Source organism: Chloroflexota bacterium (genome assembly GCA_016875875.1).
GTDB lineage: Bacteria > Chloroflexota > Dehalococcoidia > GIF9 > UBA5629 > 9FT-COMBO-48-23.
Map to the genome: position 1 here is coordinate 12920 of VGOP01000015.1, position 14443 is coordinate 27362.

Here is a 14443-nt window from a genome sequence, read left to right on the forward strand (position 1 = left end):
ATTGCTCGATAAATCCCACGGTAAGTATTCTTACAGGTAGCTCCGGTCGTAGAGAAGGCGGTTAATCAGTATACTTCTGACGCTTGTGGTAGCTGTCTTGAGGTCGGGGCCAAGCCTAGCAGTGAGGCGGCGCACTACAATGGCAATGAAGACGGCTAAGAGCCCGAGAGTCATCTCCGCAGGCTGGATTAGGAGCCATGAGGCCAGCGGGGCTATAGCAAAAGTAATGATCATGCCCAGTGGCAGGCTGTTGCTCACTGGCCCACCCATCATGAAGCGTTCACTCATTGTCTGGCCAGAAGCCATAAAGCGAGGCATCGTTCTGATGAAGAAACCTGTTAGCGCAGGGACAGCGGCGATGATGAGGACCCAGTAAGCATGGGAGGACTCAGTCATGCTAAGACACACGGTCAAGGTGAGGAGCATTCCTGCACCAGCAGTGTTGCCTTTTTCACCATCGAACTTTCGGAATACAGGCCACATCTGTCCGATAACTGCAGCTACGCCGGCTGCAGCGGTCACAGCCAGAGGGAAATCAAAGACGAAGCCGATGACGATGGGAATAACTCCTTTCAGGATATCGACAATTACTCCAGATAAACCTTCAAGGCGACCTACCTTGTGCCACAGTGCAATGTGCAGGTCTTCTTCTTTAGATAAGTCAACTCCTTTGGCTCGACCCAAAAGACTCATGTAGGGCAGCGAGCCCAGAAGGTAAGCACCTATCACTAGAGCAATGTCAGCTAGCAGCATTTAGCCCTCCTCATAAAGTTTATCAAGGAATTAAAATTAGGGAACTCTTAGCTGGTTGTCGTCAATAGGTCTCAATTGAGAGAGAGCACGAAACCGGTCTGATGAGTCGGGTGTCAACTCTATTTGTTGACACCCGGAAAATAACTAGTAAGCCGCTCAAACCTAACCACGCCGCCTTATAGTGGCTAAGTCATTCGATGTTTTGAGAGACCTATTAAAAGTTTTAACGCTCTGTTATCTCGGTTGAGTAACCTTTGCTTGCCAGGTCTTTGACAAGCTGTTTGACATCTTCTTTATCAAGATGGATGCACAGGTCCTGTTCCTTGCCTTCAACTGGTGGCATACTGTGGAATGCGAGTATTTTAGCCCCAAACTTTCTAACAGCCTCTAAGATCTCTTGCATGCTTTTGGTTTCGGTACCCTTTGAGATAACTATGCGGGTACCCGGCTTGCCAATTCCTAATACCGGATTCAGTATTTTGTAGAAGAAATCGTTGGTTGTGGCTATGCCTATGAGCTTATTCTTTTCCACCACCGGCAGCGCGCCCACACCTTTCTTCTGAGCCAGGGCTATGGCAGCTTCTACCGACATGTTAGGGTCGACAGTGACCGGATCCTTGCCCATGACTTCTTTGACCGTCATCTTTGCCAGGAGATAGTTAATTTCCCAGACGCTCAGGCTTGTGGCTGGTGATGGAGCTGTACGGGTGATGCGCTCTTTGCTTACCATGCCGACGAGCTTCCCTTTGTCAACCACCGGCAGACGGCGAATGCCATGTGCATCCATGATTTTCCTGGCTTCCATTATCGGTGTATCGCTTGACACAGTCACTACATTCCAGGTCATAACGTCTCGAACTTTCATTTTCCACCTCCCTGTATTTTCCAGCTATTGTATCACAGACTGAAGATACTTAAAAGTGGTATCGGTATTTGTTTCGGATAAATTTGTGTCTTTAGCCGCTGTCTTCAGCCAGAATATGTTTGGCATGGTAGTATCAGCTTATATTTTAGGTCTTAAGATTATGCTAAAATAGTTTTGAGGAATTGATAGGACGCGATGGGCCAAGGGCGTGAGGTTAGAATAACGGTTAGGGTAGCGGCTATACGTGATGGGGCTCAGGGAATCAGCATAGCTATGCCCGAGCGATTGTTAGGTGAATGGGCAGATAGTGGGGCAAGCTCATTGGCGCTCACAGATGAGTATAATATCCGTGTTTTTGGGAAGGATGGAGTTCAGCGATATCTGCTGACTATGCCAGGAACAACTATCCGAGGCGAACAGCTTTCTGATACTGAGGCTGTAATAGTTGTCTGCCTGTGAGCAGGCATGTCACAAAGTGGTGTTAGTTGTTTTAGGCGGTTGAGCTGAAATGAAAGCCTACCAGATAATCACGAATCGATTGATAGTATCATCACGGGGCGCTGGTGTGAAGTTGTTAGTCTGGGAATAGCTCTTACCTGCAATTAATTTCACCTCATGATCAAACTGTGGCTCGATAAATACTAAGCCTCTGTCTGTAGTTTCGAAAGCTACTATGGTGTGGCCGTAGCCTTCAGGGTGGAAAATATCGACGATAGCGCAACGAATGCCTTTAGCCTCAGCATTATTATTTACTGTAGCAGCAAAATCGGTGCAGACATATTCATCTTTTATATAAGTCTTTGTATTGGTGGTATCTTGGTCTAGAAATGCTTTCATTTCTTGATAGGTGGGATTGTGAAGTGCATATCCGCTGACTACTTCCTGTTCCGGGCTGAGCTTATAACCCGCATCGTAGCCAACTTTATAACCTTCGTCTTTCCCTCGATTATATCCCTGGTTATAGCTATCTTCATGCCCTATCTGATAACCGTAATTGTAGCTGACAAGTCCTGCGCCCGCACACAGCATGACTATGCTCAAGAATATGGCGAGTGCAGTAGCTAATTTTTGGCTGCCATCCATAATGAACCTCCGCTGTTGAAAGCAGGGAAATCGCTATTAATATTATTAGTTTATCGCCTTTATTGGTTTGAAGGCAAATAACTCTTGACGATAAAGGGCTGAATACAGTAGGCTATTAAGATAAAATATAAGGTAGGAAAAGACTAAGTTGTGGTGCCGTGGTATAAGAGGCGCTATTACCGTGCCGGAAAACACCAAAGAGGCTATAATAGCTGCCACTAAGGAATTGCTACAGAAAATGATAAAAATCAATGAGATAGAAATCAGCGATGTAGCTTGCATCCTGTTTACTACGACATCTGACCTTAATGCTGCATTCCCAGCAGCGGCTGCCCGAGCACTGGGCTGGACACAGGTCCCCTTGCTTTGTGGGCATGAAATGAATGTGCCTGGAAGTTTATCCGGCTGTTTGAGAGTCCTGGTGTTGTTCAATACCAATAAAAGAAATGAGGATATAGTGCATGTCTACTTGGGGGATGCGGAGACGCTTAGAGATGAGGGTGAGCGAACTTGGCAGGATGAGGGCAAAAGATGATAGTGGTTATGAAAGTGGGCTCAAGCGATAAAGAAATCGCTGGGGTGGTTAAGCGGATTGAATCTGTTGGCTTGAAGACGCATGTGTCTCAAGGCGTGGAACGGACCATCATTGGTGTGGTAGGGCAAATTTTCCCGGAACTTCAGGACATGCTGGAAATGCTCCATGGGGTTGATGAAGTTATCCGGGTGAGCAAGCCATATAAACTTAGCAGCCGCGAATTTCATCCCTTAGACACTACGGTTAAAGTTGATGGGATTACCATTGGTGGCAAAGGAATAGTGGTTATGGCTGGACCATGCGCTGTGGAAAGTGAGCAACAGCTTTTGGAAACAGCCAGAGCTGTTAAAGCGGCTGGGGCGACTATTTTACGTGGCGGCGCCTTTAAACCCAGCACCTCGCCATACCAGTTCCGTGGTCTCGGCGAGCGCGGGCTTGAACTCTTGGCCCAGGTCAAGAAAGAGGTTGGATTGCCAATTATAACGGAGGTCATGACACCTAGTGAAGTTGAGATGGTGACCAGGTATTCTGATATTCTCCAGATAGGTGCTCGCAATATGCAAAATTTTAATCTCCTTGAGGAAGTTGGTAAAACAGGTAAGCCTGTAATGCTGAAGCGCGGGCTATCGGCTACTATTCAAGAATGGCTGTTGGCCGCTGAATATATCCTGGCCCAAGGCAATGAGCAGCTCATGCTTTGCGAACGAGGAATTAGAACCTTTGAAGCATATACCCGGAACACTATGGATATAAGCGTCATCCCAATTGTTGAAAAAGTTAGCCATTTGCCGATTATTGCTGACCCGAGCCATGGTACCGGCAAGTGGTATTTGGTGATTCCTATGGCTCTGGCTGCAATAGCTGCCGGGGCTGATGGTGTGATGGTTGAAGTTCATCCCAATCCAGACTTGGCGCTTAAAGATGGCGCCCAGTCGCTGACATTTGCTAATTTCCAGAAGCTCATGTCTCAGCTAAAATCCGTGGCTGAGGCTATAGACCGATGCCTGGCTAGTCCCTCTGTCGAAGTAGAATCTTAGTTTGTAATACGCTAGGCGACATGGAATTGGCTATGCGTATTGAAAAAGAACTAGCTGAAGTAAGACCACAAAAGGAGACCTTGCTTACCATAGGTGTCTTCGACGGAGTTCACCTCGGGCATCAGCGCTTGTTAACTCATTTACGAGATGAGGCTCGGAGGAATGGCTGGCTCAGTGGTGTAGTCACCTTTAAATCTCACCCAGAGGTGGTTCTGTCTACAGAGAACAAATTACTCTGGCTGGATGATTTGGAGACCAGGGTCAGCTTACTTCGGGATTTAGGAATTGACGTAGTTGTCGCTCTATCTTTTAGTTCTGAACTAGCTCAGCTCACCGCTCGGGAATTTGTTCAATTGCTTAAGGACCATCTGAAAATGCGTGGCTTGATAATCGGCCCTGATTTTGCCCTGGGTAGAGGCAGAGAAGGTGATGCTGAGAAGCTCCGTATTCTGGGAAGGGAAATGGGCTTCAGTGTTGAAGTCATACCAGCGGTGGTGCTTGACCGACAAGTGGTAAGCAGCAGCGCCATTCGTCAGGCTCTGGCTCAGGGAGATGTGAAAAAGGCGGAGAAACTAATCGGACGGCTCTTTAGTCTTAGTGGTCAGGTCGTGAGTGGCGATGGGCGGGGTAGAACTCTTGGATTTCCTACCGCTAATCTGGAAGTAGAATCGGAGCAGGCATTGCCCAGCGATGGCGTTTATGCTACTATCGCTCATGTTGACCAACACCTTATGCCTTCGGTAACAAACATTGGTGTTCGTCCCACCTTTGAGGGCAGTAAGCATTTGGTAGAAACATATATCTTTGATTACGAAGGAGATCTGCTGGGGCAAAAATTCACTATTGACCTTGTAGATAAACTAAGGGATGAAAAGCATTTTGATACTGCAGAAGAGTTGAAGGCTCAGATAAAGAAGGATGTAGAGCAAGCCAGGCAAATTTTGAGCGAACAGATGAAACAATCGGGGGTTTGATTTAGAACATGACCGGTCACGACCTCAAAAAATGGCTGTTAAGGCGAGGAGTAGCTGAGACTATAATTGAGTCTGAGCTGGTAAAGTTACTCGAATCGGGGAAGCCGCTGAGGTTGAAACAAGGTTTCGACCCAAGTTGCCCGGACATACATCTAGGACACGTGGTTGGCTTGAGGAAACTGCGTCAATTTCAGCAGTTAGGTCATCGTGTTGTCCTTATCGTTGGTGACTGGACAGCCCAGATTGGCGACCCCAGTGGTGTGTCATCTACTCGCACCATGCTATCTGTGGAAGAAGTACAGGCTAACGCTCAAACTTATATGAAGCAATTTTTTAAGGTGGTGGATAAAGAGAAGACTGAAGTGAGGTGGCAGAGCGAATGGTTCAGCAAGTTTGGCCTTGAAGATGTCATCAAACTCACCAGCAAGTTCACCGTTGCCCAGTTTCTGGCCAGGGAGGATTTTGGGAATCGTTATAGCTCAGGGCGGCCTATCGCTATCACCGAACTGCTCTATCCTTTGCTCCAGGCCTACGATTCAGTAGCCATAGAAGCTGATGTTGAATTCGGTGGCACCGACCAGAAATTCAATTGTCTTGTAGGTAGGGAATTGCAGCAGATGATGGGACAACGGCCTCAGCAGGTGTTTCTCGTTCCTCTTCTTATCGGCACTGACGGTAGTCAGAAAATGAGCAAGAGCCTGGGTAATTATATAGGCGTTGACGAGCCAGCAAATGAAATTTATGGTAAGGTCATGTCGATTCCTGATGACCTTATTGTGGACTATCTTGAACTGGTGACCGACGTGTCAGATGAGGAGATTGCCGAATTTAAGATGCAAATGGCGAATCAGTCAATTAACCCAATGGTTGTTAAGAAACGCTTGGCTTATGAAATCGTAGCTCAGTTCCATAGTGCTCAAGATGCCGGCGAAGCCGAAGGGCATTTTGCTAAGGTGTTTCAGAAGAGGGAAATGCCCGAAGAGGCGGTCGTGATGCTAAACACACCACCCGGCCTCAAAAGTACTCTCTCAGCCGAGTTGACTAAAGCTGGGCTGACCAAGAGCCGCTCGGAGGCAAGGCGACTCTTGGCTCAGTGTGCTATTGAAATCAATGGAGAGGCGGTTACCGAGGATTTGGAAATGGCACAAATTAAGAAAGGCAGCGTAATAAAAGTGGGCAAACGGCGATTTGCAAAAATTGCCGATGGTAATTAATAAAATTATTAAAAATGGAGGTACAAAATGCAACAGTTAAGAATACCTGGACCCACCCCTTGTCCGCCGGAGGTTTTAAAAGCCATAGGCCGGCAGATGATAAATCACCGGGGCAAAGAATTTGCCGAGATTATGCGTGATATCACGCCTAAGCTGCAACAAGTCTTCCAAACGAAAAACGATGTTTTCTTGCTGACAGGCTCAGGCACCGGTGGCATGGAAGCGGCTGTTGTTAATACTTTATCCCCCGGTGATAAAGTCCTGGCTACCTCTTGCGGTTTCTTTGGCGATCGCTTTTCTGAAATTGCTGAAGCTTATGGCGCTGAGGTAAAACGCCTGAATTTCGAATGGGGTAAACCGGTTGACCCGGACGCTGTGCGCCAAGCCTTGAAAGCTGATTCTGGAATTAAAGCGGTGTTAGTGACGCATAATGAGACCTCCACCGGAGTCACCAATGACCTGAAATCCATCAGCGCTATTGCCAAAGAGTTCGACAAGCTTATACTGGTCGATGCTATAAGTGGGCTTGGCTCGATTGACCTGCCGGTTGATGCTTGGCAGTGTGATGTAGTGGTCACAGCTTCTCAGAAAGGCTGGATGGTACCACCAGGATTGGCGATGGTCAGCGTCAGCGAGAAGGCATGGCAAGCCCACGCAAAAGCAAAAATGCACCGGTATTACTGGGATTTCACATCAGCCAAGAAATACTTAGAGAAGGGACAAACACCCACGACTCCTACTGTTTCTGTGTTCTTTGGCTTTGCTGTGGCACTCGATATGATGTTGGCCGAAGGCTTACCTAAACTCTTCGCCCGTCATGCCAAAATAGCTGGTCTGGCCCGAGACGGAGCTAAATCCATGGGGTTGTCTTTGTTCCCTGAAGAAAAGTATGCCTCAAATACCATAACCGCCATCAAGGCGTCAGACAAGCTCAATGTATCTAAGTTACTCCAGTTACTTGAAAATGAGCATGGCGTCGTATTGGCTGGTGGGCAGAGCAATCTATCAGGGAAAATCTTCCGCATCGGTCACCTGGGTTGGATAACAGAGAAGGATATTAAAGAAGTCTTAGATGCTATAAATAAAGCTTTGCCTATGGCAAGTTCATAAAAATTAGGGATAGGTCTTTAGGTCTGTCCGAGGAAGTGTGCCATGAAAATTCTTATTGCCGACCCTGTAGCTAAAGAAGGCATAGAGGCTTTGCAGGCTCAGGCTGAAGTCGATGTCAAGCTCGGGCTTAAACCGGAGGAACTTAAGAGCATAATTGGAGATTACGAAGCCTTGATAGTGCGCAGTGAGACTAAAGCCACTGCTGATATCATTCAGGCTGGCACAAAACTTCAGGTCATTGCCCGTGCTGGTGTCGGTCTGGACAATATTGATGTTGAGGCTGCTACCAGGCAGGGTGTTGTCGTGGTTAACGCTCCCACAGGAAATACAATGGCCGCTGCCGAACATACCATGGCTATGATGTTAGCTCTGGCGCGACATATTCCACAGGCTAACGCTAAGCTCAAATCAGGTGCCTGGAAACGTAGCGACTATATGGGCGTTGAGCTCAGAGGTAAGACGTTGGGTATTGTCGGACTTGGCAATGTGGGGTCCGAGGTCGCCAGGCGAGCTCAGGCTTTTAACATGCGGCTAGTTGGCTATGACCCATTTGTCTCGGCAGATTATGCCCGCAATTTGGGTGTGGAGTTGGTGCCTTTGGAGCAGTTGTTGAAGGAGTCTGACTTTATCACACTCCATCTGCCATTGACTTCTCAGACCAAGGGCCTGTTTGGTGCCAAAGCACTAAACAAATTGAAACCAACGGTGCGTATCATCAACTGTGCCCGTGGCGGGCTTATTGACGAAGAAGCCTTGCTTAAGGCAGTTGAGGCGGGAAAGGTGGCTGGAGCCGCTGTGGATGTCTTTGTCAAAGAGCCCGTGACCGATAGCATACTTTTCCAGAGTGATAAGATTATCGTCACTCCTCACCTCGGCGCCTCCACTACCGAAGCACAGGCTAGCGTGGCTCTTGAGGTTGCCGAACAAGTCATGGCTGTATTGAAAGGCCAGCCAGCCAGATATGCTGTGAATGCCCCACAGATTCCAGCTGAGCTACTCGCTGTGCTGGCTCCGTTTATGCAGGTGGCTGCAACATTGGGCAGCTTAGCCAGGCAGCTAATGGAAGGGCAAATGAATAGCATCCGCATTAAATATAGCGGAGAGATTGCTAATTATGATACCACTGCCATAAAGGCATCAATCATCGGTGGTTTACTGGAGGGGATAAGCGAGGAAAGAGTTAACCTGGTCAATGCTACCCTTATTGCTACCCAGCGAGGCATAAAGGTTCTTGAACAGAAAGAAACTACGTGTGAGAACTATGCCAGCTTGATTACATTGGAAGCTGTCACCAATGCTGGAACTACCACGGTTGCCGGCACTGTATTGCGTGGGGAGACCCATGTTGTCCGTGTGAACGATTTCTGGCCGGACATCATACCCACAGGCGGTTATTTCCTGTTCAGCGACCATCGTGATCGCCCCGGGCTAATCGGTGCTGTGGGTAACATAACCGGTAAGGCGGATATTAATATCAGCTCCATGCAACTGGCGCGTTTGCAGCCCAGAGGTCAGGCCCTCATGATCTTGGCTTTGGACGAGGCTCTTCCTGAGAAGCAAATCCAGGAAATCATAGCCCTCTCTGATGTCCACACCGCCAAGGTGGTGAAGTTATAGAACCGGCTTCACTATAATGGCGTTACATAAGCTCAAATGACGCCCAGCTCCTTTTTGAGCTGGCCTGTCTTGGGGTGATGTACTTCAAAAATCATCTATCTTTTGTACATCAAAGCATTCCGTCAGCTTCAAAAAATTAAAAAATATGGAGTATTTCCCTGCGAAAAAGTCTTTATTGTTCGTTCGTCATTTGATATACTTGTTCCCATAACTTGGCACAGGTTGTAAACTTGCCAAATTCGGCATTGAGTTTTGCCATGTACTGGGACGATCATGCCAACCTCACGAGATAAACCAAAAGAGCGCAAATCATCCAAGATAAGCCGGCCTAAGCCGACTGAGTCAAGCGAGCTTGTTCAAGCCTTGATACGTTGTGCCGGGACAGGGGTTTATATTGTTCAGGATGGGAAATTCCAGTATGTCAATCCCCTGTTTCAGGAACTAACAGGTTATTCGGAGCCAGAATTATTAGGCAGGTATTCTTTGGACTTTGTTTATCCCGATGATAGAGAAACAGTGAGGAAAAAGGCAACAGAAAGCCTAAAGGTTGGAAGTACTCTCCCCTATGAGTACCGGTTTGTAAAGAAGAATGGTGAGATAATTTGGGTTTTGGAAAAGGTTACCTCTACAGAGTACAAAGGTAAACGCGCCACGGTGGGTAGCTTTATGGATATCACTGAGCGCAAGTGGGCGGAAGAGGCATTATTACAGAGTCAAGCCAGATATCGGAGCATTGTTGAAACCGGAGGGGCAGGAGTTGTTACCGGTGACTTGAACGGAAGTATAAACTTTGCGAATGAGGCATTCTGTAAGATGCTTGGTTACTCCCCAGATGAGCTGACAGGAAAACCTTTTGCCGACTTCCTTCATCCTGATGACAAAGCAATTGTGCTGGAGAAGTTCGCAGAAGGTCTGGCAAATCCTGAGACAGAGTATCAATTGGAGTTTAGGGCAATCCATAAGGACGGGCATATTGTCTGGATATACTCTTCAGTAGCGCCGGTTTTTTACAATAACGTCCTATCTGCGGGCACGGCAATTGTCTTCGATATCACTGAGCGCAAGAGGCTTGAGGAGACTATAAGAAAATCAGAAGGGAGATACCGGACTATACTGGAGGAGATTCAAGATAGTTATTTTGAGGTGAATCTAGCTGGCAATTTCACCTTCGTCAATGATTCGATGTGCCGCACCCTGGGATATTCCAAAGAGGAACTGATAGGTATGAGCTACCGAGTTTTTGCGGCTAAGGAAGATATTGAGGTTTTGTATCGAGACTTCAACCGGGTTTATCGCACAGGTGAAACAATTAAAGGTCTCTCCTATAAGTTTATTCAGAAAAATGGCACCATAGGATTTGGTGAACTCTCAATTTCTGCTATAAAGAACGAGAAAGGAGAGGTCATCGCATTTCGTGGCATCGCTCGTGATGTTACTGAACGCGTGCGGTTCGTGGAACAACTCAATGATTTGGCTATGCACGACTTCTTAACCAAATTACCCAATAGGGTGTTGCTACATGATCGTCTCAATGTCGAGTTGGAGCATGCAAAACGAAATGACACCAGGTTGGCCGTAATGATGCTCGATTTGGACCGGTTTAAAGTCGTTAACGATACTTTTGGGCATAGTATCGGTGACAAGTTACTGAGGGCTGCTGGAGAGCGTTTGGTAGTCCTTGTTCGTAAGAGTGATACGGTTGCCCGCGTTGGTGGAGACGAGTTTTTGGTATTGCTGCCACAAATAGTTAAGATAGAAGACACTACTAAGGTTGCCAAAAAGATCTTGGGAGCCTTTCGAAAGCCCTTTGTGGTTGATAGTTATCAGATTCGTGTCACTACCAGCATTGGCATTGCCATCTATCCCGAAGATGGTGAAGATGCTGATTCCTTGATGACTAATGCCGATACCGCGATGTACTGGGTTAAGGAGCAAGGCCGAGATGACTATGCGTTATACTCTGTTGACAAAGCGAAGATCTCGTGAAGAGTTCAGTGGCCGAGTTCATAACGTCCCCTCAAGGTGACTGATGACCAGGCCTGATAATCACGCAAAAGGGCTACCAGCCAGGCGTCCAAGAGCACGACGTGCGCGCTCACCCAAGCCCACAAGCATGGGCGATACTTCCCCCAGCCATGCCAGTAGCTTTAGCATCCATCCCGAGAAAGTGAGTCTCACCCAAATGCTGGAAGCGCTTAACCCGCACGACCATCTCTGTCTTATCTATGAATCGCCGGAGGAGTGGCGGGCTGCCGCGGTGCCGTTCATAGCAATCGGGCTGAAACGCGGCCAGAAATGTATTTATATTGTTGATACCAGCACTGCCGATGAAATCCGCAAATACCTTGGCGAGGAAGGGGTTGATGTCGCTTCAGCCGAGAAGTCCGGGCAGCTATCTGTCCTGCATGAGACCAAAGCCTATACCAAAGAAGGTTCCTTCGACCCTAATAGGATGATCGCCCTGCTGATATCGGAGACCGAAAAAGCTATTACTGAAGGTTATACAGCGCTTCGAGTCACCGGTGAAATGACCTGGGTATTACGTGGCCATCCTGGCTCAGAAAAACTGCTTGAGTATGAGGCCAAGCTCAACCGAGATTTCTTTCCCAAATATCCCTGCCTCGCCATCTGCCAGTATGACCGTTGGAAATTCGACCCCGAGATTATTAAGGGCGTTGTTATGACTCACCCACTTCTCATAAAGGGCAACCAAGTTTATCACAATTTATACTACATCCCACCTCAGGAATTCCTTAACGAGAAATGCGCTGAATTAGAGGTCCAGCACTGGTTGAATAATCTTGAGCGCGAGCAGCAGGTACAGGAGACACTGTGCCAGAGCGAGGAGAAGTATCGAACATTGACCGAGCAATCTCTGATGGGGCTAGTTGTACTTCAGGATTTTCGCATCGTCTTCGCCAACGATGCCTTTGCTGAAATCTCCGGCTATAGTGTTGAGGAGCTACTGTCACTGCCGCCGGCAAAAGTGCAGGCGATGGTACATCCCGAAGACCAGCCGCTCGTTTGGGAGCGCTTTCGAGACCGGCTGGCGGGCAAAACGGTGCCTTCCCAGTATGAATATCGCGGTATTCGAAAGGATGGGTCGGTGTGCTGGCTGGAAATGCATGCTAACCGCATCGAGTATGGTGGGAAGCCTGCTATCCAAGGAGCCATCATAGACACCACCGAGCGCAAGCAGGCAGCGAGAGAATTGCAGGAGGTTGGGCTAAAGTATAAGACAATGCTTGAGACGATGCAAGAGGGTTATTATGAATTAGACCTTGCCGGCAATTGGACGTTTCTCAATGATGCATTCTGCCATAACCTGGGGTATTCCAAGGAAGAGTTAACAGGAACAAGTTATCGGCTTATGACATTTAAAGATGATGTCGACCCCGTCTCTAAAATATATGAAGAGGTCTACCGAACAGGCAAGGCATCAACTGTTTTTAATGTCAGAGCAATTTGCAAGGATGGCAGTATACGAACTATTGAAGCCTCCGCTTTTCCTTTAATAAACGAGCAGGGGACTATAATCGGATTCCGGGGTATCGGCCGTGACATCACCGAGCGCAAGTGGGCGGAGGAGGAGGTGCGCGATAGCGAGGAGCGTTACCGCACCCTGTTTGAGAAAACGGCTAACCCCATTCTGATTACTGACACCGAGGGCAACTATATTGAGTGCAACGAAGCAGCGCTACAGTTCCTCGAATGTACGCGGGGGGAACTATTGACAAAGAACGTCAGGGACACCATTCCGCCCGGCAAAGAAAGGATAATGGACGAACACATACCCCTGTGGGAAAAAGGCGGGAGGATAGAGACTGAATACTTTGTCAATGGCAAGTTGAAGACCCTGGACCTGACCATTACCCCTGGGAGGTGGCGAGGCAAGCAAGTCATCTTCGGTGTGGGGACGGACATCACCGAGCGCAAGCAGGCGGAGGAGGCACTGAGGCAATCTGAAGAAAAATACCGTACTCTGGTGGAAAGCATCGATGAGGTGATTTTCTCCATCGATGCAAACGGTTGCCTGACCTATATCAATCCGACCGCAGAGCGGCTTGCCGGTTATAAGCTGGACGAATTCATAGGTCAACATTTCGGCCGCTTTGTGCCACCCGATGACCTGCCCGATTTGCAGGCGGAATTCGAGCGTGCCCTGGTCAGCGAAACAAGGCTGCTCGAACTAACTGTGCTCGACAAAGAGGGCAAGACCCTCTATATTTGCGTTTCCAGCCGCCCGATATTGAAAGACGGACAAGCGGTGGGACTGACAGGCACTGTTACTGATATCACCAAACGTAGGCAAGCCGAACAAGCATTACGGGAAAGTGAGGAGAAATTCCGCCTGGCTTTTGAAAACGCCAATACCGGAATGTGTCTGGTGGACCTAAATGGACGCTTAATCAAAGTCAACAAGATGATGTGTGATATTTTTGGATACACACGCGAAGAACTCGAAAAGATGACTGTAAATGATATCGCTCATCCTGAAGACCTGGGTACCAGCCCCGAGTTCATAAGACAGGCAATAGCTGGAGAAATAGAGAGCAGCCAGTTCGAAAAACGATATACCCATAAGGAGGGTCGCATCATCTATGGTATAGTCTCCAGTTCCCTCATCCGTGACTCTAAAGGAGCACCGATGTACTTTATCTCGCAGGTGCAGGACATCACCGAGCACAAGCGGGCGGAGGAGGCGTTGCGGCAATCAGAGGCGAGATACCGAACTATACTCGAAGAGACGACCGAGGGCTATTATGAGGTTGACCTTGCTGGTACCTTTATCTTCGTGAACTACCCTGCCAGCATCCTATTTGGCTATTCCAAGGAGGAGATAGTGGGAACGAACTACCGTTCCTTTTTCACCGAGCAGGAACAGAAAAACATCTTCCAGGCCTTCAACCGGGTCTATCATACAGGCCAGCCGGTCAGAAGCCTGAATTTTGAAGGTCTTCTAAAGGATGGCAGTAAGAGAATCGGTGAACTCTCGGTTTTTCCTTCGCGGAATGAAAAGGGCGAGATAATCGGCTTCCGCGGCATTGGACGTGATATTACCGAGCGCAAGATAGTTGAAGAGGAGCGGAGGCAACTGGAGCTAAAGGCTCAGGCGACAAGCCGATTAGCTTCTGTGGGCGAGATGGCAGCCGGCGTTGCCCACGAGATAAATAATCCTCTCACCGCAGTCACTGGCTATGCCCAGTTGCTTATGGACCGAGAGGACATCCCAGCGGACATCAGGAGCGATTTGG

The 14443-nt window shown here is 48.1% G+C and carries 12 protein-coding genes; 9 read left to right on the forward strand and 3 right to left on the reverse strand.

The window, feature by feature from the left end:
• Positions 1-30: 30 nt before the first annotated feature.
• Together FJ023_09335 and FJ023_09340 are read right to left on the reverse strand one after the other, a co-directional pair.
• Positions 31-753, reverse strand: coding sequence for a hypothetical protein (locus FJ023_09335; protein MBM4447523.1), 723 nt, complete (start codon positions 751-753; stop codon positions 31-33).
• Positions 754-976: 223 nt separating this feature from the next.
• Positions 977-1618, reverse strand: a complete 642-nt coding sequence (locus FJ023_09340; GenBank protein ID MBM4447524.1) for a CBS domain-containing protein — start codon at positions 1616-1618, stop codon at positions 977-979.
• Positions 1619-1813: 195 nt separating this feature from the next.
• On the opposite strand from FJ023_09340, the gene FJ023_09345 reads away from it, so the two are divergent.
• On the forward strand, positions 1814-2077 hold the full coding sequence (locus FJ023_09345) for a hypothetical protein (protein MBM4447525.1): 264 nt from the start codon (positions 1814-1816) through the stop codon (positions 2075-2077).
• A 57-nt stretch (positions 2078-2134) separates the two neighbouring features.
• Here FJ023_09345 and FJ023_09350 read toward each other — a convergent pair whose 3' ends face one another.
• A complete protein-coding gene (locus FJ023_09350) occupies positions 2135-2701 on the reverse strand; it encodes a hypothetical protein (GenBank protein ID MBM4447526.1) in 567 nt (188 codons plus the stop codon).
• Between the two features lie 148 nt (positions 2702-2849).
• Here FJ023_09350 and aroH point away from each other — a divergent pair, with 148 nt between their 5' ends.
• The 8 genes from aroH to FJ023_09390 form a co-directional block, all read left to right on the forward strand.
• A complete protein-coding gene (gene aroH / locus FJ023_09355; GenBank protein MBM4447527.1) occupies positions 2850-3236 on the forward strand; it encodes a chorismate mutase in 387 nt (128 codons plus the stop codon).
• Positions 3233-4273: a 3-deoxy-7-phosphoheptulonate synthase gene (aroF, locus tag FJ023_09360; protein MBM4447528.1), complete on the forward strand. Its 1041-nt coding sequence runs from the start codon at positions 3233-3235 to the stop codon at positions 4271-4273. Before aroH ends, aroF begins: the two co-directional genes overlap by 4 nt.
• A 20-nt stretch (positions 4274-4293) precedes the next feature.
• The gene (locus FJ023_09365) at positions 4294-5247 is read left to right on the forward strand and encodes a bifunctional riboflavin kinase/FAD synthetase (protein MBM4447529.1); all 954 of its coding nucleotides are present in this window, start codon (positions 4294-4296) and stop codon (positions 5245-5247) included.
• An 8-nt stretch (positions 5248-5255) separates the two neighbouring features.
• The gene (locus FJ023_09370; GenBank protein ID MBM4447530.1) at positions 5256-6461 is read left to right on the forward strand and encodes a tyrosine--tRNA ligase; all 1206 of its coding nucleotides are present in this window, start codon (positions 5256-5258) and stop codon (positions 6459-6461) included.
• A gap of 27 nt (positions 6462-6488) precedes the next feature.
• Entirely contained in the window at positions 6489-7571 is a 1083-nt protein-coding gene (locus FJ023_09375; protein MBM4447531.1) for an alanine--glyoxylate aminotransferase family protein, read from the forward strand.
• Between the two features lie 42 nt (positions 7572-7613).
• A complete protein-coding gene (locus tag FJ023_09380) occupies positions 7614-9188 on the forward strand; it encodes a phosphoglycerate dehydrogenase (protein MBM4447532.1) in 1575 nt (524 codons plus the stop codon).
• 273 nt (positions 9189-9461) lie between these two features.
• Complete coding sequence (locus tag FJ023_09385) at positions 9462-11174, forward strand: PAS domain S-box protein (GenBank protein MBM4447533.1); 1713 nt, start codon at positions 9462-9464, stop codon at positions 11172-11174.
• Positions 11175-11217: 43 nt separating this feature from the next.
• On the forward strand, positions 11218-14443 hold a 3226-nt coding region (locus FJ023_09390; protein MBM4447534.1), incomplete at its 3' end, for a PAS domain S-box protein.

Coding starts and splice junctions, on each gene's coding strand:
- FJ023_09345 (MBM4447525.1), top strand. CDS start 1,814: ATGGGCCAAGGGCGTGAGGTTAGAATAACGGTTAGGGTAGCGGCTATA.
- FJ023_09340 (MBM4447524.1), bottom strand. CDS start 1,618: ATGAAAGTTCGAGACGTTATGACCTGGAATGTAGTGACTGTGTCAAGC.
- FJ023_09370 (MBM4447530.1), top strand. CDS start 5,256: ATGACCGGTCACGACCTCAAAAAATGGCTGTTAAGGCGAGGAGTAGCT.
- FJ023_09335 (MBM4447523.1), bottom strand. CDS start 753: ATGCTGCTAGCTGACATTGCTCTAGTGATAGGTGCTTACCTTCTGGGC.
- FJ023_09350 (MBM4447526.1), bottom strand. CDS start 2,701: ATGGATGGCAGCCAAAAATTAGCTACTGCACTCGCCATATTCTTGAGC.
- FJ023_09385 (MBM4447533.1), top strand. CDS start 9,462: ATGCCAACCTCACGAGATAAACCAAAAGAGCGCAAATCATCCAAGATA.
- FJ023_09365 (MBM4447529.1), top strand. CDS start 4,294: ATGGAATTGGCTATGCGTATTGAAAAAGAACTAGCTGAAGTAAGACCA.
- FJ023_09380 (MBM4447532.1), top strand. CDS start 7,614: ATGAAAATTCTTATTGCCGACCCTGTAGCTAAAGAAGGCATAGAGGCT.
- aroF (MBM4447528.1), top strand. CDS start 3,233: ATGATAGTGGTTATGAAAGTGGGCTCAAGCGATAAAGAAATCGCTGGG.
- FJ023_09375 (MBM4447531.1), top strand. CDS start 6,489: ATGCAACAGTTAAGAATACCTGGACCCACCCCTTGTCCGCCGGAGGTT.